The organism is Bradyrhizobium sp. 22 (genome assembly GCF_000482425.1).
Lineage (GTDB): Bacteria > Pseudomonadota > Alphaproteobacteria > Rhizobiales > Xanthobacteraceae > Bradyrhizobium > Bradyrhizobium japonicum_B.
On record NZ_KI519399.1, the window covers coordinates 4462502 to 4485078 of the forward strand.

A 22577-nucleotide genomic window follows, 5' to 3' on the forward strand; every position below is an offset into this window, starting at 1 on the left:
GTTCCTTACTTCTTCCGCTTGTGGCGGCTTAGGAGAATGAATTTGTTGGTCGACTTGTTGGTGCGGGTCTTCTTGCCCTTGGTCGGCTTGCCCCACGGCGTGACCGGGTGGCGGCCGCCCGAGGTACGACCTTCACCACCGCCGTGCGGATGGTCGATCGGGTTCATCGCGACACCACGGTTGTGCGGGCGACGGCCCATCCAACGCTTGCGACCGGCCTTGCCGATCGAGGTGTTCATGTGATCCGGGTTCGACACCGCACCGATCGTGCCGCGGCAACGGCCGTGCACCAGGCGCTGCTCGCCCGAATTCAGGCGGATGATGACGTAGTCCTGGTCACGGCCGACGAGCTGGGCGTAGGTGCCGGCAGAACGGGCGAGCTGGCCGCCCTTCCCGATCTTGACCTCGATGTTGTGGATGATCGTGCCGACCGGCATGTTGCCGAGCGGCATGACGTTGCCCGGCTTCACGTCGACGTAGTTGCCGGCGATGATGGTGTCACCCACGGCCAGGCGCTGCGGCGCCAGGATGTAGGCCTGCTCGCCGTCCTGATACTTGATCAGCGCGATGAAGCCGGTGCGGTTCGGATCATACTCGAGCCGCTCGACGGTCGCGGGGACGTCGATCTTCTCGCGCTTGAAATCGACGGTGCGCAGCGTCTTCTTGTGACCGCCGCCACGGAAGCGCACGGTGATGCGGCCGGTGTTGTTGCGGCCGCCCGAGGAATGCTTGCCCTCGGTGAGCGCCTTGACCGGCTTGCCCTTGTAGAGGGCCGAACGATCGACCATGACCAGCTGGCGCTGGCCCGGCGTCGTGGGGTTGAATTTCTTCAGTGCCATCGTCGTACGACCTTACAGACCGGTGGTGACGTCGATCCGGTGGCCCTCTTCGAGGGTCACGATCGCGCGCTTGGTGTTCGACTGCGAGCCGAGGTTGCCGCGGAAGACCTTGGTCTTGCCCTTGCGGACCAGCGTGTTGACGCTCTTGACCTTGACGTCGAACAGCTTCTCGATCGCTTCCTTGATCTGCGGCTTGGTCGCCTTCGCGGCGACCTTGAACAGCACCTTGTTGTGCTCGGAGGCGATCGTCGCCTTTTCGGTCACGACCGGCGCAACGATCACGTCGTAGTGGCGAGCCTCGATGTTCTTCGTCATTTGAAGCGCGCCTCCAGCGCATCGATGGCGGCCTTGGTCAGAACGAGCTTCTGACGGCGCAGGATGTCGTAGACGTTGATGCCCTGGATCGGCAGCACGTCCATGTTCGGGATGTTGCGGGCTGCAGCGGCAAAACCGTTGTTGAGCTCGGCACCGTCGATGATCAGCGCGTTGGTCAAGCCCAGACCCGAGAAGTGACCGAGCAGCGCCTTGGTCTTGGCGGCTTCCAGCGAGGCCTTGTCGATCACGACGAGATCGCCGTCCTTGGCCTTGGCCGAGAGCGCATGCTTCAGAGCGAGCGCGCGGACCTTCTTCGGCAGGTCGGTGGCGTGCGAACGCACCACCGGACCGAAGGCACGACCGCCGCCGCGGAACTGCGGCACGCGAGCCGAGCCGTGTCGAGCACCGCCGGTGCCCTTCTGCTTGTACATCTTCTTGCCGGTGCGCCAGATCTCGGCGCGGCCCTTGGCCTTATGCGTACCGGCCTGGCGCTTGTTGAGCTGCCACTGCACGCAACGTGCAATGATGTCCTGGCGCGGCTCGAGGCCGAAAATGGTGTCGGAGAGCTGGACCGAGCCGGCTTCCTTACCTTCGAGGGTGGTGACCTTCAATTCCATCTCACGCCTCCTGCGCAGCCGGAGCGGCTTCCGCGTCGCCAGCAACCTTGAACTTGCCGGGCTTCGGAGCTTCCTTCGGCAACGGCTTCTTGACGGCGTCGCGCACGCGGATCCAGCCGCCCTTGGAGCCGGGAACGGCACCTTCGACGAGGATCAGGCCGCGCTCGACATCGGTCTGGACGACGCGAAGGTTGAGCGTGGTGATGCGGTCGACACCCATGTGGCCGGGCATCTTCTTGTTCTTCCAGGTCTTGCCGGGGTCCTGACGGCCGCCGGTCGAACCGATCGAACGGTGCGAGACCGACACGCCGTGGGTGGCGCGCAGACCGCCGAAGTTCCAGCGCTTCATGCCGCCGGCAAACCCCTTACCGACCGAGGTGCCGGTGACGTCGACGAACTGACCGACGACGAAGTGATCCGCAAGGATCTCGGCGCCAACCGGGATCATCGCGTCCTGCGAGACGCGGAATTCCTCGACCCGCCGCTTCGGCTCGACCTTGGCGACCGCGAACTGGCCGCGCTCCGCCTTGGGCATGTAAACGGTCTTGCGGCTGCCAGAACCGAGCTGGAGCGCGACGTAACCGTTCTTCTCTTCGGTGCGGTGGCCTACGACCTGGCAATTGCCGAGCTTCAGCACGGTCACGGGGATATGTTCGCCGGCCTCCGTAAAGACCCGCGTCATCCCGACCTTTTGTGCGATCACTCCGGAGCGCATCGGCTTGCTTCCTGTTCTTTCTGTCCTTGCGGACTAGCTAATCTTCGTAAGTGAGCATGACCCGATCCGAAAACCGGTGCCCACTTCTCGGGGCATGCTCAGAGCTTGATCTCGACGTCGACACCGGCGGCCAGGTCGAGCTTCATCAAAGCATCGACGGTCTGCGGGGTCGGATCGACGATGTCGAGCAGGCGCTTGTGAGTGCGCATCTCGAACTGCTCGCGGCTCTTCTTGTCGACGTGGGGCGAACGGTTGACGGTGAACTTCTCGATGCGGGTGGGCAGCGGAATGGGTCCGCGGACCTGCGCGCCGGTGCGCTTCGCCGTGTTCACGATCTCGCGGGTCGACGTATCGAGGATACGATGGTCGAACGCCTTGAGACGGATACGAATGTTTTGGCCGTTCATTGCCGTGCTTTCTTTGAGTAGAGTGGCGAGTAGCGAGTAGCGAATAGAAATCCCTATCCGCCACTCACCATTCCCTATTCGCTTGTTACTCGATGATCGAGGCGACGACGCCGGCGCCGACGGTGCGGCCACCTTCGCGGATCGCGAAGCGGAGCTTCTCTTCCATCGCGATCGGCACGATCAGGTGCACTTCCATCGCGATGTTGTCGCCCGGCATCACCATCTCGGTGCCTTCCGGCAGATGCACGACACCGGTCACGTCGGTGGTGCGGAAGTAGAACTGCGGACGGTAGTTGGTGAAGAACGGGGTGTGGCGACCGCCCTCTTCCTTGGTGAGGATGTAAGCCTCAGCCTTGAACTTGGTGTGCGGCTTGACCGAACCCGGCTTGCACAGCACCTGGCCGCGCTCGACGTCTTCGCGCTTGGTGCCGCGGAGCAGCGCACCGATGTTGTCGCCGGCCTGGCCCTGATCGAGCAGCTTGCGGAACATTTCGACGCCGGTGACCGTGGTCTTCTGCGTGGCGCGCAGACCGACGATCTCGATTTCCTCGCCGACCTTAACGATGCCGCGCTCGACGCGGCCGGTCACGACGGTGCCGCGGCCCGAGATCGAGAACACGTCTTCAACCGGCATCAGGAACGGCTGGTCGATCGGACGCTCCGGCTGCGGGATGTACTCGTCGACGTTCTTCATCAGCTCGAGAATGGCGTCGTGGCCGAGCTTCTTGTCGGAATCTTCGAGGGCGGCGAGCGCCGAGCCCTTGATGATCGGGATCTTGTCGCCGGGGAAGTCGTACTTGGAGAGCAGCTCGCGGACTTCGAGCTCGACGAGCTCGAGCAGCTCCGGATCGTCGACCATGTCGCACTTGTTGAGGAACACGACGAGCGCGGGCACGCCGACCTGGCGGGCAAGCAGGATGTGCTCACGGGTCTGCGGCATCGGGCCGTCAGCGGCCGACACGACCAGGATCGCACCGTCCATCTGGGCGGCGCCGGTGATCATGTTCTTGACGTAGTCGGCGTGGCCGGGACAGTCGACGTGGGCGTAGTGGCGGTTCGGCGTCTCGTACTCGACGTGCGCGGTCGAGATGGTGATGCCGCGCGCCTTCTCTTCCGGCGCCTTGTCGATCTGGTCGTATGCGGTGAACGTCGCACCGCCGGCTTCGGCGAGAACCTTGGTGATCGCCGCGGTCAGCGACGTCTTGCCGTGGTCGACGTGACCGATGGTGCCGATGTTGCAGTGCGGCTTGTTACGTTCAAACTTTGCTTTGGCCATTTGACTCTCCGTTCAATCGTCAGCTTTAGACCGACGACAATCAGGCAAACTTCTTCTGGACTTCTGCCGACACGTTGGCCGGCGCTTCTGCGTAGTGGTCGAACTGCATGGTGAAGGTCGCGCGACCCTGGCTCATCGAGCGCAGATTGTTCACGTAACCGAACATGTTCATGAGCGGCACCATCGCATTGATGACGTTGGCGTTGCCGCGCATGTCCTGACCCTGGATCTGACCGCGCCGGGAATTCAGGTCGCCGATGACCGAGCCGGTGTAGTCTTCCGGGGTCACCACTTCGACCTTCATGATCGGCTCGAGCAGGACGGACTTGCCCTTCTGCAGGGCTTCGCGGAATGCCGCACGCGCTGCGATTTCGAAGGCGAGCGCCGACGAGTCGACGTCGTGATACTTGCCGTCGACGAGCTGAACCTTGACGTCGACCACGGGGAAGCCCGCGACCACGCCGGAGCTCATCACGCTGTTGAGGCCCTTTTCGACGCCGGGGATGTATTCCTTCGGAACCGCACCGCCGACGATCTTGGACTCGAACTCGTAGCCCTTGCCAGGCTCATTCGGCTCGACCACGATCGACACTTCCGCGAACTGACCGGTGCCGCCGGTCTGCTTCTTGTGGGTGTACTTGACCTCGGCCTTCTTGGTGACGCGCTCACGGAACGCAACCTGCGGGGCGCCGATGTTGGCGTCGACCTTGTAGGTACGCTTGAGAATGTCGACCTTGATGTCGAGATGGAGCTCGCCCATGCCCTTGAGGATGGTCTGGCCGGACTCCTGGTCGGTCGACACGCGGAAGGACGGATCCTCCGCGGCGAGCTTGGCCAGCGCCACGCCCAGCTTTTCCTGGTCGGCCTTGGACTTCGGCTCGATCGCGATCTCGATGACCGGCTCGGGGAATTCCATCTTCTCCAGGATCACCTGCTTGTCGGGATCGCACAGCGTGTCACCGGTGCGCGCTTCCTTCAGGCCGGCCAGCGCGACGATGTCGCCGGCATAGGCTTCCTTGATGTCTTCGCGGTTGTTCGCATGCATCAACAGCATGCGCCCGATGCGCTCCTTCTTCTCGCGCGTCGAGTTCACGACGCCGGTGCCGCTCTGCAGCACGCCGGAATAGATGCGGCAGAAGGTGATGGTGCCGACGAACGGGTCGTCCATGATCTTGAACGCGAGCAGCGCCAGCGGCTCCTTGTCGTCCGCCTTGCGCACGACCTCGTTGCCGCGGTCGTCGGTGCCCTTGATCGCGGGCACGTCGATCGGCGACGGCAGATAGTCGACGACGGCGTCGAGCAGCGGCTGCACGCCCTTGTTCTTGAAGGCCGAGCCGCACAGCACGGGATAGAACGCGCCGGTCAGGACCGCCTTGCGGATCAGCCGCTTCAGCGTCGCCTCGTCCGGCTCCTTGCCGTCGAGATAGGCGGCCATGGCGTCGTCGTCGAGCTCGACGGCGGCTTCCACCATCTTCTCGCGGTATTCCTTGGCCTGCTCGACCAGATCCTCGGGAATGTCGACATAGTCGAACTTCGCGCCGAGCGATTCATCGTTCCAGATGATGCCCTGCATCTTCACGAGGTCGACGAGACCCTTGAAGTTGTTCTCGGCGCCGATCGGAAGCTGGATCGCGATCGGCTTGGCGCCGAGGCGGTCGACGATGTCGGACAGGCACTTGAAGAAGTCGGCGCCGGTCTTGTCCATCTTGTTGGCGAAGACGATGCGCGGAACCTTGTACTTGTCGCCCTGGCGCCAGACGGTCTCGGTCTGGGGTTCGACGCCCTGGTTCGAGTCGAGCACGCAGACGGCGCCGTCGAGCACGCGCAAGCTGCGCTCGACCTCGATGGTAAAGTCGACGTGGCCGGGGGTGTCGATGATGTTCAGGCGCTTGCCGGCCCAGAACGCGGTGGTCGCAGCCGAGGTGATCGTGATGCCACGCTCCTGCTCCTGCTCCATCCAGTCCATCGTCGCGGCACCTTCGTGCACTTCGCCGATCTTGTGGCTCTTGCCGGTGTAATAGAGGATGCGCTCGGTCGTCGTGGTCTTGCCGGCGTCGATATGCGCCATGATACCGAAGTTACGGTAGTCCTCGATGGCATGTTGGCGGGGCATGGGTGGTTCCTTGCGAGTCCGAGTGTGTCGCCGTTACCAGCGATAGTGCGAGAAGGCGCGGTTGGCTTCCGCCATCCGGTGCACGTCTTCACGCTTCTTGACGGCGTTCCCGCGGTTGTTCGATGCGTCCAGCAGCTCGGCCGAAAGCCGCTCGGTCATGGTCTTCTCGTTGCGCTCGCGCGCGGCCGAGATCAGCCAGCGGATGCCGAGCGCCTGCCGGCGGGTCGAGCGGACCTCGACCGGAACCTGGTAGGTCGCGCCGCCGACGCGACGGGAGCGAACCTCGATCGTCGGCATGACGTTCTCGAGCGCCTGCTCGAACACGCCGAGCGGGTTCTGCTTGGTCTTGGATTCGATGATGCCGAACGCACCGTAGACGATGCCCTCGGCGACCGACTTCTTGCCGGCGTACATCACCGAGTTCATGAACTTCGTGACGATGATGTTCCCGAACTTCGGATCGGGAAGGACTTCGCGCTTTTCCGCTGAATGGCGACGAGACATAGAGCTGGTTCCCGCTTACTTCGGACGCTTCGCGCCGTACTTCGAACGACGCTGCTTACGGTTCTTGACGCCCTGGGTATCCAGAACGCCGCGGAGGATGTGGTAACGCACGCCGGGCAAGTCCTTGACGCGGCCGCCGCGGATCATGACCACCGAGTGCTCCTGGAGGTTATGGCCCTCGCCGGGGATGTAGCCGATCACCTCGAAGCCGTTGGTCAGGCGCACCTTGGCGACCTTACGAAGCGCCGAGTTCGGCTTCTTCGGGGTCGTGGTGTAGACGCGGGTGCAAACACCACGCTTCTGCGGCGACTGCTGCAGCGCCGGCACCTTCTTGCGCGACTTCTGCACTTCACGCGGTTGAGCGATCAGCTGGTTGATCGTCGGCATCCTGGCCTTACCCTTTGTTCTGTCGCGGCCCCTTCCGGATCCGCTGTCTTGCCGCAGCCCGTTGCCGGAACTGCAAATTCTTTCGAGCTACCTGCCCGACGAGGCTGCCTTCCGCGGAACAATCCGCACAAAGCGAAATCGCGCCAACCACCCCATCAACGGGCGGAAAGCGCTTCGACGCCACAGAGGACCGCAGTATTGAGGCCGTCGGCGTAAAGCCACGGCCTGCGCACTGAGGTCATGCATCCGAATTCGATCTCAAGAGAACTTGCTCAAGAGACCTAGAATCGCACTGGCATTGCCTAGCTATGATCGACAGCGTTTGAGCGGCATTCGTCGAGGTTGGTGCCCGCTTCGAGCGATCCCTTGTGGAGCTGGTCCTTGGAGATCTAACGGGTGGCCCGTTCCGACGCTGGCGATGCTCACCGCCTGTCGTTAAGTGAGGCGCTTTCTATAAGTGGGAGTCGCTCAAGTCAAGGCGAAACGACAGTCACGAAGCGCTTCAGCAGCCTGTCAAAATCGCTGTTTATCGCCTCGCCGCGCTCACACTCATATGGGACGACAGCCTCCACGTCGCCAGCTCATCTGCGATTATACCCGGGCAAAAAGCAATTTTATGGTAATCGGCGCGGCCTTTTCTTGCCCGGAGTGCGTTAAAGGGCATTAATCTCTCCGCTTCGGCGGTCATCGGCACCGCCGGGAGCGGCCAAAGTCGCTGCACGACCAATGTCCGCGACGTCGGCCGCGCGGACTTTCGAGGCTCACGACCAATTCGAATGAGAACTATCCGATCGAGCTCTCGAATCGAAAACTCGCCGCCAGGTGCGGACCGCGCGATGCCGATCACCGGGATCGCCGAATCGCGGTCCGGTCACTCCTCGTCGTCGTCGTCGTCATCCTCGTCTCTGCCATCGTCGACGGGCGCGGCCCCGCCGTGCGGCTGGTGGATCTGGTCGTTCCACAGCTTGCGATAGGTGCCGTTCTTGGCGAGCAACTGGGCATGAGAGCCGCGTTCGATCGCCCTGCCCCCGGAAATCACGATGATCTCGTCCATCTCGACCACCGACGTCAGACGGTGGGTCGACCAGATCATGGTGCGGCCCTTGGCGACCTTGAGCAGCGTGCGGTTGATCGCAGCTTCCGTGGTCTGGTCCAGCGCCGAGGTGGCTTCGTCCAGCAGCAGCACCGACGGGTTGCGGATGATGGCGCGCGCGATCGCGATGCGCTGGCGCTGGCCGCCCGACAGGGTGTCGCCGCGCTCGCCGACCGGCGTGTCGTATCGCTGCGGCAGGCTCATGATGTAACGGTGGATCTCGGCCTTTTTGGCGGCTTCCTCCACCTCCTCGTCGGTCGCGCCCTCCTTGCCGAGCCGGATGTTCTCCCGGATCGACATGTTGAACAGCATGTTCTCCTGGAACACCACCGCCATGCTCCGGCGCAGCGAATCCAGCGTCACCTTGCGGACGTCGACACCGTCGATGGTGAGCCGTCCCTCGTCGGGCACGTAGAGCCGCAGGATGAGGTTGAGCAACGTGCTCTTGCCGGAGCCGCTCGGGCCGACGATCGCGATGCGCTTGCCGGCGTCGAGCTTGAGGCTGAGATTGTCCAGCACCGGCGTCTGGCTGCCCTCGTAGCGGAAGGTGACGCGGTCGAAGGTGATGTCGTTGGTGATGCGCGGCAAATCGGGCGCACCGGGCCGATCGGCGGCGCGGGTCGGCTCGTCCAGCAGCTCCTGGATATGACGGATCGCGGCGGCCGAGGAGATCGACACCGGGATGAAATGCATCAGATGGGCGATGTTGTAGGAGACCTCCCAGAACGCACTCTCGAAGGTGACGAAGGTGCCGATGGTGATCTGGCCCTTGGTCGCCAGATACGCGCCGATCGCGAGCACCACGAGGTGCAACAATAGCACCGAGATGGTGACCGTCCGCTCCACCATGGTCGACAGGAACGCGGCCGAGGCGATCTTGTTGCGGGTCTCGTCGTTGCGGAAGGCGAAAAAGCCGAACATCTTGCGCTGCAGGCTGAACGCCTTGATCACGGCCTGCGCCGCCACGTTCTCCTGCACCATGCCGAGCAGCGCGCTCTCGTTGAGCTTCTGCTCGTAATTGGCCTGCACGGCCTTGGGCGTCAGGATCCGCGGGCCGATCAGCGTGATCGGAAACACGAGCAGCGCGACCACCGCGAGCTGCCAGTTCAGGAACACCATCAGGACGATGCCGGCGACGAGTTCCAGAAACGGCAGCGCGGCGCTGTTGGCGAAGGTCTTCACCGAGCCTTCGAACGCGGAGAGGTCGACCGAGAAGCGCGACAGGATCTCGCCGCGTTTGGTACGGCCGAAATAGGCCGCCGGCAGGTCCTGGACGTGCTCGAACAGGCGTTTGCGGACGTCCGAGATGACGCAGGCGGCCAGCCGCGCATCCCAGCGCTCGTACCAGACCGCGACAATCGAGGTGAAGATGCCGGCGACGGCGAGCACGCCGAGGATCTTGTACAGCGCCTGGAAGTCTTCCTCGCCGAGCGCCTCGTCGATCAGAAACTTGAGGCTGAGCGGCATGATGACGTTGAACAGCGTCTCGACGAAGACGCCGAACGCGACGAACGACAGCATCCGCTTGTAGTTCGTCAGATAGGGTTTGACGAAGCCGAGGATGGTCGCGAGCGCGCCGGCGGCCTCGCGGGCGGTAAAGACGACGAGGTCCTCGTCCTCATCATCGTCGTCGAGTTCCAGGCCGTCATCCGCCTCGTCCTCGTCGTCCTCCTCGTCGTCGAGATCCGGCTTGGCAGAAGCGGCGAGCTTGTCGTCGAGCCCGGCCGCCTTGTCTGCGGCGAGCTTCTGTTTGTCGGGCGAGAGAGGCTTGTCGTCGGGCGAGAGAGGCTTGGATGCCATGAAACCAACCGATGCTGACGGCCGGCATGACCGCAGAGAACGCAGGACATAGCGGCAACCGCTAAGGCCCCGATTCTATGCGATCAAGATGAATTCGGCAAAACAATTGGACGAATTCGACGCGTCCCGCGGCTATTCCTCGTCCTCGTCCTCGACCTTGTCGAAGAAGGAATAGCGCAAGCTGTCGGCGTCGGCGTACCACTGCCCTGGCCCCTTGTTGGCGGCGAGCGTCGCCTCCCAGAGCGCATCGGTGCAGTCCTTGCGGTGCATCGAGAGATCGAAACCATTGCCGAAGAACAGCTCGGACCATTCCCACCAGGTGCCGAGCTTCTTGACCCCGCGCAGCAGGTCGTAGCGGTCGATCAGGGCGGGAGCCATGTCCGAGGTGATCGAGCCGAACACGAGGCCGGTCTTGACCACGCGGTTGAGCTCGCGGATCGCGCGGACCACCTGCTTCGGGGAAACGTGGCAGAGGCTGGTCTCGAACACGAAGTCGAATGCGCCGTCCTTGAACGGCATGTCGGTGATCGAGCCGAGCTTGTTGTACTTCTTCAGCGCCTTCGGCGTCTTGGCGTGGATGGCACGGTTGTTCTCGATGCCGAAGGCATCGATGCCACGCTCGCGCAGCGCGCCGACCAGCTCGCCGCTGGCGGAGCCCGCGACGAGCAGCCTGAAGCCCTTCGTCTTGCCCCAGACGATGCCGAGCAGCTTGGTGAGATAATCGGGGTCGGTAAAGTGGCGCCACGCCTCGTGGTAGGGGCCGAGGCCGCGATAGTTCTCGAAATAATCGCGATCGATCTTGTCGGAGAGCGGCTTGTCCTCCTGCGCGCGTTCTCGGCGCAGGCGCATCATCTCGGTCAGGATGATGTCGGTGGCGGCGTCGGAGGAGTCGAGCAGGCCGTTCAGCGTGGAATCGAACAGATAGTCGCCGACCACCACGATGCCCGGATGCTGCTTCGGCTCCGGCCGGTGATTGGTCATGACGTCGCGCACGGGCAGACCGCCCGGTATGGCGTTCACCGACGACAGCCAGCGGTGGATCCTGCCTTCCATGAAATGCGAACGCGCATCGCCGAGCGAGGCCGGCAGCGACTTCAGCGCGGCGTCGATCAGCTCCTGGTCCGACAGATTGGCGAAGGCCAGCGCGTCGGAACCCGGAATCAGCCAGTTCAGCACGCCGTGCTTGCCGACGTCGTGGCGCGCGCCCTCGTTGTAGACGCAGCAGCCGCCGAAAGCTTCCGACATGAACCAGGCGCCGGGAATCTTCCCGCCCCAGAACGGCGTGTCGAACAGGATCGAGACGCGCAGGTAATGGGCGGGACGGTCGAAATAGGAGACGTGCTTGACCATCGACTTGCGCAGCTGCTCGCCTTCCCAGCCGAGCGTGGCCAGCCAGGAATGCGGCAGGCAGACCAGCACGAGGTCGAAGTCGCGGGTCTCCGGTCCCTTGCCGTTCATCATCTTGAGCTGGTAGCGGCCGGTCGGCGCCTTGCCCACGGTGAGCACGCGATGATTGAGCTGGATGTCGGCATTGACCTCCGACTGCAGGCACTCGATCAGCTGCTCGTTGCCGTTCTGGATGGAATAGAGGCCGATATAGCCGTCGACGTCCATCAGGTAGTTCTTGAGCGCGTTGAGGCCGTTGGTGTTGTGGCTCTCGGTCGCAATGTCGGAGCGCGCCATCACCTTGAAAAATCGCTTCGCCGTCTCGTCCTCAACCTCCTCGTCGAGCACCTGCTCGGCGGTCTTGTAGGCCCAGGGATTCTCGTTGTCGTGCGCGCCGACGCCCTCGTAATATTCGACCGGCGACAACATCTCGGTGCAGCGCTTGCGGAAGGCCTCGATCGCAGCGGCGGTCTTGGCGCCGTATTTGCGGCGCATGCCCGGCACATCGTTCAGCAGTTCGCCACCGAGATGCACCTGCTCGGCGTCCATCGGAATGGTCTGCAGCCCGAAATGCTGGATCAACTCGCGCAGCGGATCCGGACCCGTCATCGAGTAATCGTAGATCTCGGCCACGCCGGCCTCGTACATCGCGGGCGCGGAATCGAACTTGCGCGTGACGATCTTGCCGCCGAGCCGGTCGGAGGCCTCAAAGATGGTGACGCGACAGAGATCGCCGAGCTTGCGCTTCAGATACCAGGCGCTCATCAGCCCGCCGGGGCCGCCGCCTACGATTGCGAGATCAAGCATATGAGTTCCGTGGTCTCCGGTCCGCCCCCCTTCACGGGACCACCGGTCTAGACTCCCCTAGCAGAAGCGCTTTTACGCCTGAAGGAAAGATGAACAAGGGCTGATCCTGCACCGCAGCAAGCCGGCAAGGATGCAGCAAAAAGGCCGGCTTGCGCCGGCCTTTTCATTGTCTCAGTATTCCTACGGATGAACGATCATTCCGCGGGCGGCAGCGCGGGAAGCTCCGCTTCCGGCGCGGGCGACACGACCGCCGCCTGCTTCTCGCGCTCGTCCAGGATCAGCTTGTCGCGCTTCATGGCGACTTCGCGGATCTTGGCCATGGAGGCGCCGGTGCCCGCCGGGATCAGCCGGCCGACGATGACGTTCTCCTTGAGGCCTTCGAGCGGATCGACCTTGCCGTTGACCGCCGCTTCCGTGAGGACGCGGGTGGTCTCCTGGAACGAGGCCGCCGAGAAGAAGGAGCGGGTCTGCAGGCTCGCCTTGGTGATGCCGAGCAGAACCGGCGTTCCCGTGGCGGGCTTCTTGCCCTCTTCCTTGGCCTTCTCGTTCAAGGCGTCGAACTCGATCTTGTCGACCTGCTCGCCCGAGATCATGTCCGTATCGCCCTGGTCGGTGACCTCCACCTTCTGGAGCATCTGACGGACAATCACCTCGATGTGCTTGTCGTTGATGAGCACGCCCTGGAGCCGGTAGACCTCCTGGATCTCGTTGACCAGATAGGCCGCGAGTTCCTCGATGCCCTTGACCGCGAGGATGTCGTGCGGTGCCGGGTTGCCTTCGACGATGAAGTCGCCCTTTTCGACGATGTCGCCGTCCTGAAGGTGGATGTGCTTGCCCTTCGGGATCAGGTACTCGCGCGGCTCGTCGGTCTTGTCCATCGGCTCGATCGAGATGCGGCGCTTGTTCTTGTAGTCGCGCCCGAACCGGATGGTACCCGCGATCTCGGCGATGATCGCCGCATCCTTCGGACGCCGTGCCTCGAACAGTTCCGCCACCCGCGGCAGACCGCCGGTGATGTCACGCGTCTTGGCGCTTTCGGTCGAGACACGGGCGAGGATGTCGCCCGGATTGACCTTGGCTCCGACGTCGACCGAGAGAATGGCGTCGACCGACAGCATGTAGCGGGCATCGCCGCCACGGGCGAGCTTGAGCACCTTGCCGTCCTTGCCCTTGACCACGATGGCCGGACGCAGGTCCGAGCCGCCGCGGGTCGAGCGCCAGTCGATGACCACGCGCTTGGCGATACCGGTGGCTTCGTCGAGCGTTTCCGAGATCGACTGCCCCTCGACCAGATCCTCGAAGCCGATGGTACCTTCGACTTCGGTGAGCAGCGGACGGGTGTAGGGATCCCACTCGACGATGCGCTGGCCGCGCTTGACCATGTCGCCCTCGTCGACGTGCAGGCGCGAGCCGTACTGGACGCGGTGCGTCGCACGCTCGGTGCCGTCGGCATCGACGATGGCCACCACCATGTTGCGCACCATCGCGATCAGGTGGCCTTCGCTGTTGCGGGCGATGGCCTTGTTCCTGATCACGATCTTGCCGTCGAAGTTGGCTTCGACGAACGACTGCTCGTTGAGCTGCGCCGCACCGCCGATGTGGAAGGTGCGCATGGTGAGCTGGGTGCCCGGCTCGCCGATCGACTGCGCCGCGATGACGCCGACGGCTTCGCCGTGGTTGACCGGCGTGCCGCGGGCGAGGTCGCGGCCGTAGCACTTGCCGCAGATGCCGTTGACGAGCTCGCAGGTCAGTGCCGAGCGGATCTTCACCTCCTGCACGCCACCCTGCTGGATGGCGTCCAGATGGCTCTCTTCCATCAGCGTGTCGCGCTTGATGATCACCTTGCCGGAACTGTCGCGGATGTCCTCGCAGGCCGTGCGTCCGAGGATGCGCGAGCCCAGCGAAGCGACCACGGTGCCGGCATCGACGATGGCGCGCATCTTGATGCCGAGCTTGGTGCCGCAGTCGCTCTGCGTGATGATGCAGTCCTGCGCGACGTCGACCAGACGACGGGTCAGGTAGCCGGAGTTGGCGGTCTTCAACGCGGTGTCCGCGAGGCCCTTGCGGGCGCCGTGGGTCGAGTTGAAGTACTCGAGCACCGAGAGGCCTTCCTTGAAGTTCGAGATGATCGGCGTCTCGATGATCTCGCCCGACGGCTTGGCCATCAGGCCGCGCATGCCGGCGAGCTGGCGCATCTGGGCCGGCGAACCGCGGGCACCGGAATGAGCCATCATGTAGATCGAGTTGATGTCGGCATCGGCCCCGCTCACCGTCTTCTTGGTCGAGGAGATCTCCTTCATCATCGCCTTGGCGATTTCTTCGGTAGCCTTCGACCAGGCGTCGACGACCTTGTTGTACTTCTCGCCGTGGGTGATCAGACCGTCGTTGTACTGCTGCTCGAAGTCCTTCGCCAGCGTACGGGTGGTATCGACGATCTTCCACTTGCCGTGCGGCACGACCATGTCGTCCTTGCCGAACGAGATGCCGGCCTTGAACGCGTTGTAGAAGCCGAGCGCCATGATGCGGTCGCAGAAGATCACCGTCTCCTTCTGACCGCAGTGACGGTAGACCTGGTCGATCACGCCCGAGATCTCGCGCTTGGTCATCAGCTTGTTGATGATCTCGTACGAAATCCGCGGGTTCTTCGGCAGCAGGTTGCCGAGCATGACGCGGCCGGCGGTGGTCTCGATCCAGCGCGTCGAGACCTTGCCGGTCTCGTCCATGCCCTGCCACCGGTACTTGATCTTGGTGTGGAGGTGGATGACCTTCGCGTGCAGGGCGTGCTCGAGCTCGGCCATGTCGCCGAAGATCTTGCCCTCGCCGGGCAGACCTTCGCGCATGATCGAAACGTAGTAGAGACCGAGCACGATGTCCTGCGACGGCACGATGATCGGCTGACCGTTGGCCGGATGCAGGATGTTGTTGGTCGACATCATCAGGACGCGCGCTTCCAGCTGTGCTTCGAGCGACAGCGGAACGTGCACGGCCATCTGGTCGCCGTCGAAGTCGGCGTTGAACGCCGAGCAGACCAGCGGGTGAAGCTGGATTGCCTTGCCCTCGATCAGCACGGGCTCGAACGCCTGGATGCCGAGACGATGCAGCGTCGGCGCGCGGTTGAGCAGCACCGGATGCTCGCGGATCACCTCATCCAGGATGTCCCAGACCTCGGGCCGCTCCTTCTCGACCAGCTTCTTGGCCTGCTTCACCGTGGTGGACAGGCCCTTGGCGTCGAGCCGCGAATAGATGAACGGCTTGAACAGCTCGAGCGCCATCTTCTTCGGCAGGCCGCACTGATGCAGGCGCAGCTCGGGACCGACCACGATCACCGAACGGCCCGAATAGTCGACGCGCTTGCCGAGCAGGTTCTGGCGGAAGCGGCCCTGCTTGCCCTTGAGCATGTCGGCGAGCGACTTCAGCGGGCGCTTGTTGGCGCCCGTGATGACGCGGCCGCGGCGGCCGTTGTCGAACAGCGCATCGACCGCTTCCTGAAGCATGCGCTTCTCGTTGCGGATGATGATGTCGGGCGCGCGCAGCTCCATCAGCCGCTTCAAGCGGTTGTTGCGGTTGATGACGCGGCGATAGAGGTCGTTGAGGTCCGAGGTCGCGAAGCGGCCGCCGTCCAGCGGCACCAGCGGACGCAGGTCCGGCGGAATCACCGGAACCACGGTCATGATCATCCATTCCGGCTTGTTGCCGGAGTGGCGGAACGCTTCCACGATCTTGAGGCGCTTGGCGAGCTTCTTGTGCTTGATGTCGGAGTCGGTCTCCTGCATCTCGACGCGGAGCGAAGCCTCCAGCTTCTCGAGGTCCATGCCCTTGAGCAGCTCGCGGATCGCTTCGGCGCCGATCATGGCGGTGAAGCTGTCCTGGCCGTATTCGTCCTGCGCCTTCAGATACTCGTCCTCGGACAGCAGCTGACGGTCCTTGAGCGCGGTCAGACCCGGCTCGAGCACGACGTAATATTCGAAGTAGAGGATCCGCTCGAGATCCTTCAGCGTCATGTCCAGCAGAAGGCCGATGCGCGAGGGCAGCGACTTCAGGAACCAGATGTGGGCGACCGGGGCTGCGAGCTCGATATGGCCCATGCGCTCGCGCCGGACGCGCGACAGCGTGACCTCGACCGAGCACTTCTCGCAGATGATGCCCTTGTACTTCATGCGCTTGTACTTGCCGCACAAGCACTCGTAGTCCTTGATCGGCCCGAAGATGCGGGCGCAGAACAGGCCGTCGCGCTCGGGCTTGAAGGTGCGGTAGTTGATGGTCTCCGGCTTCTTGATCTCGCCGTAGGACCAGGACAGAATCTTCTCTGGAGACGCGATCGAGATCCGGATCTGGTCGAAGACCTGAGCCGGCGTCGTCGGGTTGAAGAGATTCATAATTTCTTGGTTCATCGTCTTCTCCTCGCGTGCCGGTCGCCTCCGGCCGCAAATTCGAAAATCACTTCAAGCAGGCGCCCTGCCCTCAAGGCCTCGGGCGGGGCGCCGGTGCCCGGCCGCAAAGGCCGGGCATGACAGGTCGAATTACTCGGCCGCTTCCGACGTCGGCGCCGGTCCCACCTTGGAGTTGTGCAGATCGACGTTGAGGCCGAGCGAGCGCATTTCCTTGACCAGCACGTTGAACGATTCCGGAATACCGGCCTCGAACGTGTCGTCGCCGCGCACGATCGCCTCGTAAACCTTGGTACGGCCGGCGACGTCGTCCGACTTCACCGTCAGCATCTCCTGGAGCGTGTACGCCGCGCCGTAGGCTTCGAGCGCCCACACCTCCATTTCGCCGAAGCGCTGGCCGCCGAACTGCGCCTTGCCGCCCAGCGGCTGCTGGGTGACGAGCGAGTACGGACCGATCGAACGCGCGTGGATCTTGTCGTCGACCAGATGGTGCAGCTTGAGCATGTAGATGTAGCCCACCGTCACCTTGCGATCGAACGGATCGCCGGTGCGGCCGTCATAGACGGTCGACTGGCCCGAGGCGTCGAGACCCGCAAGCTTCAGCATCTCCTCGATGTCGGCTTCCTTGGCGCCGTCGAACACCGGCGTCGCGATCGGCACGCCGCGGCTCAAGTTGTGGCCGAGCTCGATCAGCTCATTGTCGTTGAGCGACTTGATCGTCTCGTCGTCGCCGTAGACCTTCTTCAAGGTCTCCTTCAGCGGCTTGATGTCCTGCTTCGACAGGTACGCATCGACCGTCTGGCCGATCCGCTTGCCGAGGCCGGCGCAGGCCCAGCCGAGATGGGTCTCGAGGATCTGTCCGACGTTCATGCGCGAGGGCACGCCGAGCGGATTGAGCACGATGTCGGCATGCGTGCCGTCTTCGAGGAACGGCATGTCCTCGATCGGCACGATCTTCGACACCACGCCCTTGTTGCCGTGGCGGCCGGCCATCTTGTCGCCGGGCTGGATCTTGCGCTTCACCGCGACGAAGACCTTGACCATCTTCATCACGCCGGGCGGCAATTCGTCGCCGCGCTGAAGCTTCTCGACCTTGTCGAGGAAGCGCTGCTCGAGCCCCTTCTTCGACTCGTCGTACTGCTTCCGCATGGCCTCGATCTCGGCCATCAGCTTGTCGTTGGGCGACGCGAACAGCCACCACTGCGACTTCGGGTACTCCTCGAGCACCGCACGGGTGATCTTGGTGTCCTTCTTGAAGCCCTTGGGGCCTGCGATGCCCTGCCGCCCTTCGAGCAGCTCGGCAAGACGGTTGTAGACGTTGCGGTCCAGGATCGCCTGCTCGTCGTCGCGGTCCTTGGCCAGACGCTCGATCTCTTCCCGCTCGATCGCCAGCGCACGCTCGTCCTTGTCGACGCCGTGACGGTTGAACACGCGCACTTCCACGATCGTGCCCTGCACGCCCGGAGGAACGCGCAGCGAGGTGTCGCGAACGTCGGAGGCCTTCTCGCCGAAGATGGCGCGCAGCAGCTTCTCTTCCGGCGTCATCGGGCTTTCGCCCTTCGGCGTGATCTTGCCGACCAGGATGTCGCCGGCGCGCACTTCCGCACCGATGTAGACGATACCGGCTTCGTCGAGGTTCTTCAGCGCTTCTTCCGAGACGTTCGGAATGTCGCGGGTGATTTCCTCGGGTCCGAGCTTGGTGTCGCGGGCCATCACCTCGAACTCCTCGATGTGAATCGAGGTGAAGACGTCTTCCTTCACGATTCGCTCGGAGAGCAGGATCGAGTCTTCGAAGTTGTAGCCGTTCCACGGCATGAACGCGACGAGCACGTTGCGCCCCAGAGCGAGCTCACCGAGATCGGTCGACGGACCGTCGGCGATGATGTCGCCCTTCTTGACGATGTCGCCGACCTTCACCAGCGGACGCTGGTTGATGCAGGTCGACTGGTTGGAGCGCTGGTACTTCATCAGGCGGTAGATATCGACGCCCGACTTGGTCGGATCGAGATCTTCCGTGGCGCGGATGACGACGCGGGTGGCGTCGATCTGGTCGATCACGCCCGAACGGCGCGCCGCGATCGCAGCACCCGAGTCGCGCGCGACCACGCCTTCCATGCCGGTACCGACGAACGGCGCCTCGGCGCGAACCAGCGGCACCGCCTGGCGCTGCATGTTCGAGCCCATCAGCGCGCGGTTGGCGTCGTCGTTCTCGAGGAACGGGATCAGCGCCGCGGCGACCGAAACCAGCTGCTTCGGCGACACGTCCATGTAGTCGACCTTGTCCGGCGTCACCGGCAAGACTTCGCCGGCATGACGGCAGACCACGAGGTCTTCGGTGAAGCGGCCCTTCGGATCGAGCGGCACGTTGGCCTGCGCGACCGTATAACGGCCCTCTTCCATCGCCGAGAGGTACACGACCTCGTCGGTGACGCGGCCGTCCTTGACCTTGCGGTACGGCGTCTCGACGAAGCCGTACTTGTTCACGCGCGCGAAGGTCGCGAGCGAGTTGATCAGGCCGATGTTCGGACCTTCCGGCGTCTCGATCGGGCAGATGCGGCCGTAATGCGTCGGATGCACGTCGCGCACCTCGAAGCCGGCGCGCTCGCGGGTCAGACCGCCCGGTCCAAGCGCCGACAGGCGCCGCTTGTGGGTGATCTCCGACAGCGGGTTGGTCTGGTCCATGAACTGCGAGAGCTGCGAGGAGCCGAAGAACTCGCGCACGGCGGCAGCCGCCGGCTTGGCGTTGATCAGGTCCTGCGGCATGACCGTGTCGATATCGACCGAGGACATGCGCTCCTTGATCGCGCGCTCCATGCGGAGCAGGCCGATGCGGTACTGGTTCTCCATGAGCTCGCCGACCGAGCGCACACGGCGGTTGCCGAGATGGTCGATGTCGTCGATCTCGCCCTTGCCGTCGCGCAAATCCACCAGCGTCTTGATGACGGAGAGGATGTCTTCCTTGCGCAGCGTGCGCTGGGTGTCGGGCGCATCGAGGTCGAGGCGCATGTTCATCTTGACGCGGCCGACCGCGGACAGGTCGTAGCGTTCGGCGTCGAAGAACAGCGACTGGAACATGGCCTGCGCCGAATCCAGCGTCGGCGGCTCGCCCGGACGCATCACGCGGTAGATGTCGAACAGCGCGTCCTCGCGCGTCATGTTCTTGTCCGCCGAGAGCGTGTTGCGGATGTAGGGGCCGACATTGACGTGGTCGATGTCGAGCAGCGGCAGCTCCTTGTAGCCCTGCTCGTTGAGCGACTTCATCAGCTTGTCGGTGATCTCCTCACCGGCTTCGGCGTGAATCTCGCCCGTCTTCGGATTGACGAGATCCTCGGCGACGTAGTTGCCGACCAGCTCCTCGTCGGACATGCGCAGCGCCTTCAGCCCCTTCTCCTGGAGCTGGCGGGCGGCACGGACGGTGAGCTTCTTGCCGGCCTCGAGCACGACCTTGCCGGTGTCGGCATCGATCAGGTCGTTGACGGTCGAGTAGCCGCGGAAACGGTTGGCGTCGAACGGAACGCGCCAGCCTTCCTTGGTCCGCTTGTAGAGGATCTTCTTGTAGAACGTGGACAGGATCGCCTCGCCGTCGAGGCCGAGGGCGAACATCAGCGATGTCACCGGAATCTTGCGGCGGCGGTCGATACGCGCATAGACGATGTCCTTGGCGTCGAACTCGATGTCGAGCCAGGAGCCGCGATACGGGATCACGCGGGCGGCGAACAGCAGCTTGCCCGAGGAATGGGTCTTGCCCTTGTCGTGGTCGAAGAACACGCCGGGCGAGCGGTGCATCTGCGAGACGATGACGCGCTCGGTGCCGTTGACGATGAAGGTGCCGTTCATCGTCATGAGCGGGATGTCGCCCATATAGACGTCCTGCTCCTTGATGTCCTTCACCGACTTCGCGCCGGTTTCCTCGTCGATATCGAACACGATGAGGCGTAGCGTCACCTTGAGGGGAGCCGCGAAGGTCATGCCGCGCTGACGGCACTCGTCGACGTCGTATTTCGGCTGCTCGAACTCGTAGCGGACGAATTCCAGCATCGAGGTGCCCGAGAAATCGGAGATCGGAAACACCGAGCGGAACACCGCCTGCAGACCCTCGTCGAGACGCCCGCCCTGGGGTTCATCGACCATCAGGAACTGGTCATAGGACGCCTTCTGAACCTCGATGAGGTTCGGCATCTCGGCCACTTCCTTGATGTGTCCGAAGAACTTGCGAACGCGTTTGCGACCGGTGAATGTCTGCTGCGCCATCGTGGCCTCTCATTTTCGGCGCCCGATTTGGGCGCGCCGTCCAGGACGCGGCTGCCACCGCTCCCCGGGTTGAATTTTTCGAACCCGTTTTGGGGGCCGCAGACTCAGGTTCAGGCGAGAATGTCCTGAATCTGTTCTTCAGACCTTCAAAACGCAAAACGACGCGCGGGGCGCTGCTGCGCGCCCGCCCGTCACAACGATCGTCTTCACGGACTGCAAAAGCCCGAAATAGCTTGCTCTCCCAACGGCTTACAGGGATCCGGGACCCCCGCCACCGCGCTTTCGTGCTGCCGACCCGATATGGGGCGACAATAGTGGAGATTCGAGGGGTAAACCCTCAAATCCCCACACTTTTTCGTGTTCAGCCCGCGTCGAGACGTTCCGTCGCACGGCTTTTGCATCAGGCGCCCGTCTTTCCGGTCGTCATGGCCGGGCTTGACTCGGCCATCCACGATCTTGGGACGAGATCCCGGGTCTCGCTTCGCGAGCCCGGGATTTCGCTGAAGTAACTTGCGTTACTTGAGCTCGACCTTGGCGCCAGCCTTCTCGAGCTGGGCCTTGATCTTGTCGGCTTCTTCCTTGTTCACGCCTTCCTTCAGCGGCTTCGGAGCACCCTCGACGAGGTCCTTTGCTTCCTTCAGGCCGAGACCGGTGATGGCGCGGACTTCCTTGATGACCTCGATCTTCTTGTCGCCGGCGCTGGCGAGAACGACCGTGAACTCGGTCTTCTCTTCCGCCGGAGCGGCAGCGGCGCCACCGGCAGCCGGGCCGGCCACGGCGACGGCCGCAGCGGCCGAAACGCCCCACTTCTCTTCGAGGAGCTTCGCCAGTTCGGCAGCTTCGAGCACGGTGAGGCTCGAGAGGTCGTCAACGATCTTCTGCAAGTCAGCCATTGTTCAGTTTCCTTAACTGTAAGTCTGGTTCGGGTTTGAGTTTTGCGAAGGGCGTCAGGCCGCTTCGCCCTTTGAGGCATGAGCCTGGATGACGCGCGCGAGCTTGCCCGCGGGCGCATTGGCGAGCTGAGCCAGCTTGGTCGCCGGGGCCACGATGAGGCCGACGATCTTGCCGCGCAGTTCATCAAGCGACGGCAGCGAGGCAAGGGCCTTCACGCCGTCGACATTCAGGACGGTCTTCCCCATCGAGCCGCCGATGATGACGAACTTTTCGTTCGCCTTGGCGAATTCGATGGCGACCTTTGGCGCCGCTACCGGATCGTGCGAAGTGGCGATCACGGTCGGTCCCTTCAGCATGGGGCCGATGGCAACGACGTCAGTGCCTTCAAGAGCAATTTTGGCGAGACGGTTCTTCGAGACCTTCACCGCGGCACCCGCCTGCTTCATCTGCTGGCGCAGCTTCTGCATCTGGGCGACGGTGAGGCCGGAATATTGAGCAACGACCGCGACGCTCGTGGTCTTGAAGACCTCATTGAGCTGTTCGACCGCCTCTTTTTTTGCCGCTCGTTCCACAGCAAGCTCTCTCCGGTTGGCGGTCATCGCGAAAGCGGGACCGCCGGGTTGCACCCATCGTCCCACCCAAAACCTGAACCTCGGGGCCAAAATCCCCTTCGGACACGCGCCGGGCGAGACGACAATTCAAAGCCTGCCCTCCGGGAGCACCTGAGGGCGCCCACGGCGTGTCGAGGTCCGAACCAGACCCTTTCCGCAACCACCGTTAAGGTG

Annotated in this window: 15 protein-coding genes; all 15 read right to left on the reverse strand. The window is 63.4% G+C overall.

All coding sequences use genetic code 11. The features are described 5' to 3' along the window. Nucleotides 1-5: 5 nt before the first annotated feature. Nucleotides 6-839, reverse strand: a complete 834-nt coding sequence (gene rplB, locus K410_RS0122820) for a 50S ribosomal protein L2 (protein WP_028137021.1) — start codon at nucleotides 837-839, stop codon at nucleotides 6-8. Nucleotides 840-851: 12 nt separating this feature from the next. Continuing rightward, on the reverse strand, nucleotides 852-1154 hold the full coding sequence (locus K410_RS0122825; protein WP_028137022.1) for a 50S ribosomal protein L23: 303 nt from the start codon (nucleotides 1152-1154) through the stop codon (nucleotides 852-854). Beyond that, nucleotides 1151-1771: a 50S ribosomal protein L4 gene (rplD, locus tag K410_RS0122830; protein ID WP_028137023.1), complete on the reverse strand. Its 621-nt coding sequence runs from the start codon at nucleotides 1769-1771 to the stop codon at nucleotides 1151-1153. The genes K410_RS0122825 and rplD overlap by 4 nt, the downstream gene beginning before the upstream one ends. Before the next feature lies 1 nt (nucleotide 1772). Then, nucleotides 1773-2486, reverse strand: a complete 714-nt coding sequence (gene rplC, locus K410_RS0122835; protein ID WP_028137024.1) for a 50S ribosomal protein L3 — start codon at nucleotides 2484-2486, stop codon at nucleotides 1773-1775. 98 nt (nucleotides 2487-2584) lie between these two features. Further along, nucleotides 2585-2893: a 30S ribosomal protein S10 gene (gene rpsJ, locus K410_RS0122840; RefSeq protein WP_002712302.1), complete on the reverse strand. Its 309-nt coding sequence runs from the start codon at nucleotides 2891-2893 to the stop codon at nucleotides 2585-2587. Between the two features lie 85 nt (nucleotides 2894-2978). Further along, a complete protein-coding gene (gene tuf, locus K410_RS0122845) occupies nucleotides 2979-4169 on the reverse strand; it encodes an elongation factor Tu (RefSeq protein WP_008136415.1) in 1191 nt (396 codons plus the stop codon). 40 nt (nucleotides 4170-4209) lie between these two features. Then, nucleotides 4210-6282 (reverse strand): elongation factor G, encoded by a 2073-nt coding sequence (gene fusA, locus K410_RS0122850; protein WP_028137025.1) that lies wholly within the window; start codon nucleotides 6280-6282, stop codon nucleotides 4210-4212. A gap of 33 nt (nucleotides 6283-6315) precedes the next feature. Further along, nucleotides 6316-6786, reverse strand: coding sequence for a 30S ribosomal protein S7 (rpsG, locus tag K410_RS0122855; protein WP_008136420.1), 471 nt, complete (start codon nucleotides 6784-6786; stop codon nucleotides 6316-6318). 15 nt (nucleotides 6787-6801) lie between these two features. After that, nucleotides 6802-7173: a 30S ribosomal protein S12 gene (gene rpsL / locus K410_RS0122860; RefSeq protein ID WP_007603006.1), complete on the reverse strand. Its 372-nt coding sequence runs from the start codon at nucleotides 7171-7173 to the stop codon at nucleotides 6802-6804. Between the two features lie 871 nt (nucleotides 7174-8044). Continuing rightward, nucleotides 8045-10066 (reverse strand): ABC transporter ATP-binding protein, encoded by a 2022-nt coding sequence (locus tag K410_RS0122865; protein ID WP_028137026.1) that lies wholly within the window; start codon nucleotides 10064-10066, stop codon nucleotides 8045-8047. A gap of 132 nt (nucleotides 10067-10198) precedes the next feature. Then, the gene (locus K410_RS0122870; RefSeq protein ID WP_028137027.1) at nucleotides 10199-12259 is read right to left on the reverse strand and encodes an FAD-dependent oxidoreductase; all 2061 of its coding nucleotides are present in this window, start codon (nucleotides 12257-12259) and stop codon (nucleotides 10199-10201) included. Between the two features lie 194 nt (nucleotides 12260-12453). Beyond that, nucleotides 12454-16650 carry a DNA-directed RNA polymerase subunit beta' gene (gene rpoC, locus K410_RS0122875; protein WP_028137028.1) on the reverse strand — a complete coding sequence of 1399 codons (4197 nt, stop codon included), beginning with the start codon at nucleotides 16648-16650 and terminating at the stop codon, nucleotides 12454-12456. Between the two features lie 129 nt (nucleotides 16651-16779). Further along, entirely contained in the window at nucleotides 16780-20898 is a 4119-nt protein-coding gene (gene rpoB, locus K410_RS0122880; protein WP_028137029.1) for a DNA-directed RNA polymerase subunit beta, read from the reverse strand. A 515-nt stretch (nucleotides 20899-21413) separates the two neighbouring features. Beyond that, complete coding sequence (gene rplL, locus K410_RS0122885; protein ID WP_024342440.1) at nucleotides 21414-21791, reverse strand: 50S ribosomal protein L7/L12; 378 nt, start codon at nucleotides 21789-21791, stop codon at nucleotides 21414-21416. Between the two features lie 54 nt (nucleotides 21792-21845). Next, nucleotides 21846-22364: a 50S ribosomal protein L10 gene (gene rplJ / locus K410_RS0122890; RefSeq protein WP_028137030.1), complete on the reverse strand. Its 519-nt coding sequence runs from the start codon at nucleotides 22362-22364 to the stop codon at nucleotides 21846-21848. Between the last annotated feature and the right edge of the window lie 213 nt (nucleotides 22365-22577).